This window comes from Mucilaginibacter sp. P4_G9 (assembly GCF_056400985.1).
Genome location: NZ_JBFUKF010000413.1, coordinates 1 through 4396 on the forward strand (window position 1 = coordinate 1; position 4396 = coordinate 4396).

Below are 4396 nucleotides of genomic sequence, written 5' to 3' on the forward strand. Positions count from 1 at the left end.
GAAATGTGGTACATTTAATTACCAGTTATAAACCCATTTCTATTTGTCATTTCCTGCATGAAAAAGTTATTATTTGCACTTTTGTGTACAACATGCTTTTGTATCCCGGCTTTTTCGCAGGTGGCTAAGCAATCATTGTCGTTGGATGATGTTGTATCGCGTTTACAAACCTTATCAACCACCAAAGCCATTGAAAAAGTATACCTTCACTTTGACAGGACATTTTATAACGCCGGCGATACGGTTTTTTTTAAGGCTTACATTACCCTTGGCGAACAACACCAGTTATCAAAACTAAGCGGCGTATTACATGTCGACCTCATGAATACGAGCGATTCGCTGGTGCAGAATATATCCCTGCAAGCTGTCAATGGCATAGCCTGGGGCGATTTTGCGTTACCAAACAAATTGCCAAAAGGTATTTATCATATAAAAGCATATACCAAATGGATGCTCAATAATGCCGACCCTGGGATTTTTGATCAGCCGATAATAATTAACAGCGCTGTGCCTGCAACGCAGGTACTGGCTAGCCGGCCCGTTAACATCAGCAACAATAAGTTTGATATCCAGTTTTTTGCGGAAGGCGGAACTTTTGTAAACGATATACCTGCCAAACTCGCTTTTAAGGCCATGGGCCAAAATGGCCTGGGGGTGGATGTAAAAGGTGTGGTTGTTGATAACCTGAACACCGAAGTAACTAAATTTGAAGCCAAACACCTGGGAATGGGTATTATTTATATTACCCCGGTTGAAGGCCGAAGCTATAAAGCAAAGCTTACTTATGCTGATGGCACAAAGGCGGTTGTTGATTTACCTAAGGCTGATAGCAAAGGGATGGCCTTGCTGGTAAACAATGATAAACCAGATAAGCTGATGATAGAAATAAATGTAAACCGGCCATATTATCTTGAAAATAAGAACAAAGAAATTGGCGTGGTTATTTATTCAAACGGATCGGTACGTTCACTTAAAACAACGCTTGATAACCAGGTGCTTGATATTAATCTGGATAAAAAGGATTTTCAAACCGGTATAGTGCAGGTAACCTTGTTTTCGCAAGCCGGCGAACCTTTAAATGAGCGCCTGTCATTTATACAAAATAATGATCATATAAACTTACAAACCGTTTCTGATAAACCGGCTTACCCTGCCAGGGGCAAAGTACACGTAACTGTAAGTGCAAAAAAGGATGATAAACCGGTTATAGGTTACTTTTCGGCATCGGTTATTGATGCAACTAAAATACCTGTTGATGAAAGTGCCGAAACTACCATATTAACACACCTTTTATTAACATCTGCCTTACAGGGATTTGTTGAACAACCCAATTACTACTTTGCCCGCGTTACTGCCGATACCCGCGCAGATTTGGATATACTGATGCTTACACAGGGATACCGCCGCTTTACCTGGAAACAATTGCTTGGTGATGATCCTCAAACAGCTGCAACTTACCCTGTTGAAAAAGGGTTGGATATATCGGGCACGGTAAAAACAACTGCAGGTGTACCTGTTGCTAACGGGAGCGTTACTTTGCTTACTCAAAACGGAGGCACCATGTTAAACCAGGTAACCGATGCTAACGGCAGGTTTAATTTTGCCAATTTGATTTACACCACCAATACCACGTTTGTAATTCAGGCTAAAACCGAAGGAGGGAAAAGCAATACACAGATCATAATGGATCAGGCCCGGAGAATAAATATTTCAACAGGCAATGGCCCAACGCAGGGTAAGGGCGGTGCGGGCAATCCCGGGAGTACACCTGCTGTTGCAGCTACCTACCTGGCCGACGCAAGCGGGAAGTTATTAAAAGAGGTAACTGTTAAAGATAAATACTCAGATCCTGAGCATACTACAATTAGTCAGTTTAGTGATCAAACCGGGATATCGCGCGGCTTGGAGGGGCATTTACCCGGAGTTGCTTTAATGGGCGGGGTACCGTATTTAAGAGAAAGAGTTGGTTTAACAGGAGCAGGCCCCATGCTGGTGATAATAGATGGCGTGCAATCAAGTTCAAATGTTGATAACTTAAGCGTATCCGATGTAGTAAGTGTTAAAATGCTTAAAAATGTTGATGCAGCTATTTTTGGCTCTCAGGGGGCCAATGGTGTATTGTTAATTACCACGGCTAAAAATAAAACAGTAGCTGTAAATAAAAAGATTTCGCCGGGATTACTTTCTTATGCCCCCAGGGGATTTTATAAGGCCCGCGTATTTTATTCGCCCACTTACGGCACATCGGCTACGCAAAGCAATAAGGCTGATGAGCGCAGTACCATTTACTGGAACCCTGATATTGTTACCGATAAAGACGGCAATGCCTCCTTTGATTTTTACAATGCCGATGGAAAGGGCAATTACCGGGTAGTGGTTGAAGGCATGGACGAAGATGGCAATATGGGCCGCAGTGTTTATGCTTATAAAGTAGAGTGAAATTTATAAACAAAAAACCCCTGCCTTGCGGCAAGGGTTAAAAAAAACCACAACAATTGTTTAACCTTTTGGCCATCTTAACCTTAAGGTCAATTCCTAACTGCAATATGGTTATCTTAACAATATAACAATGCTGTTTATCAACTGTTTTTAATTGCTAAGACAATATTTTTTAAACAACGCTTAAGTTTTATTTGAACTTTGAATTGCTACCCAAACAAATTTCATCCTATATTTATACCAAACAAATCCATGAGAAGTATTATGAAAACATCTATTAAATTAAAAGCAGTATTGCTATTGGCATTTGCGCTATTTGTGAGCAGCCTTACATTTGCACAGGACAAAAAACCGGCAAGTCCGCATGACAGCACAAGTGCTACAGTAGCCGGTTCATTAATTAAAATTAAATATGGCAGTCCTTATGTAAAGGGGCGTAAAGTACTGGGCGAACTGGTGCCTTTTGATAAGGTATGGCGCGCGGGGGCCGATTCGGCAACAAGTATTACTACAAGCAAAGCTATCAAAGTGGAAGGCAAAGCGCTTCCTGCCGGAAGGTATGCATTCTTCGTAATTCCGTCTGCAAGCGGCACCTGGACACTTATTTTTGATAAAAACCCGAAACAATGGGGAGCTTATACTTACAAAGAAGCTAACGATCAGTTACGTGTAACGGTTAAAGGGAAAACCGTTCCTAAAAGCGAAAGCCTTAAATATACTATTACGCCAAAAGGCTTCAGCCTTAAATGGGATACTTTTGAGGTGCCTGTTTCAATAAAATAAGTATTTAAATTACCCAATTACATTAAAGCTCCTTCACCCGGAGCTTTTTTTGTATCCTGTTACTTGTATGAATAAAAAGCCGGGAAAAGACCGGAGGTTCTCTTCTATCTTAATTCTTATATCCCGGCTTTATTAATAAGCACTATATTTACTTAATGCGTAACCACATCAGCAAAAATCCCTTATTAAAAAGGATCATCGTTATATTGTTGCTGGCCATAACTACTTTTATACTGATGCAGTTTGCCAGCCATTCCGCATTGGTTGAGCGTTATTATTCAAATGGATTTTACAAATTTATCTGCTGGATTTTTCACCCGGTATTAAACCTGTTTCCCTTTAGTATTGGCGATCTGTTATACACCGCGGTTATAGTTGCTTTAATTTGGGGGATCGTGAGGATGATTAAACTGTTGTTTAAAAAGCAGTTTAAAATTGCCGGTATGCATTTCCTGGGATGGGTTATAAGTGTGCAGTCAGCTGTACTTGTTTTTTATTTGTTTTGGGGGATGAATTATTTCAGGCCATCGGCAGCAGAGCGCCTTAACCTGAGAGATACCTCCTTCACTACTGCCGACCTGAAGGCTGTAACTAAATTACTAATAGATAGTGCCAACAACTGCCGTGCACGTATAACTGCTGCAGATTTGGCTCAAAGCAACAATGCCATTTATCAAACAGCTGTTAATGCAGTGAGTTCACTCTCTGCGGATTCTGTTAACTTCCGGGCTTTTCATCCGGGAGTAAAGCCTTCGATGATCAGCTTTTTAATGAATTATATGGGCACATCGGGCTATTATAATCCTTTTACAACAGAGGCGCAGATCAATTATGAAATGCCTGTGTTTAACCGGCCGTTTGTTGCCTGTCATGAAATGTCGCACCAGGTAGGGTACGGAGCCGAGGATGAAGCTGATTTTGCCGGGTTTATTATCGGCATAAAATCACATGACCGCTTGCTGCGTTACTCGGCCTATCATTTAGCGGTTGATGAGTTTATGCATACCCTAAGGCGCAGGGATACCGTAGCCCATAAAAAATTAAGGGCAATGATATCTAAAGATGTACACCAGGATTTTGTAACCGAGCGCGCTTACTGGTTAGCTTACGAAAACAAGTTAAGCGCAATCAGCAGTATTTTTTATGATAATTTTCTGAAAGCCAATAATCAACC

General features: G+C 41.1%; 3 protein-coding genes. All 3 read left to right on the plus strand.

Annotated features, from left to right (window positions below):
- Nucleotides 1-57: 57 nt before the first annotated feature.
- Nucleotides 58-2439 (plus strand): carboxypeptidase regulatory-like domain-containing protein, encoded by a 2382-nt coding sequence (locus AC1DPZ_RS22755; RefSeq protein ID WP_477407761.1) that lies wholly within the window; start codon nt 58-60, stop codon nt 2437-2439.
- Nucleotides 2440-2703: 264 nt separating this feature from the next.
- Nucleotides 2704-3222, plus strand: coding sequence for a DUF2911 domain-containing protein (locus tag AC1DPZ_RS22760; protein ID WP_477407763.1), 519 nt, complete (start codon nt 2704-2706; stop codon nt 3220-3222).
- A gap of 155 nt (nt 3223-3377) precedes the next feature.
- The coding region (locus AC1DPZ_RS22765) for a DUF3810 domain-containing protein (protein WP_477407765.1) at nt 3378-4396 on the plus strand (1019 nt) is incomplete at its 3' end.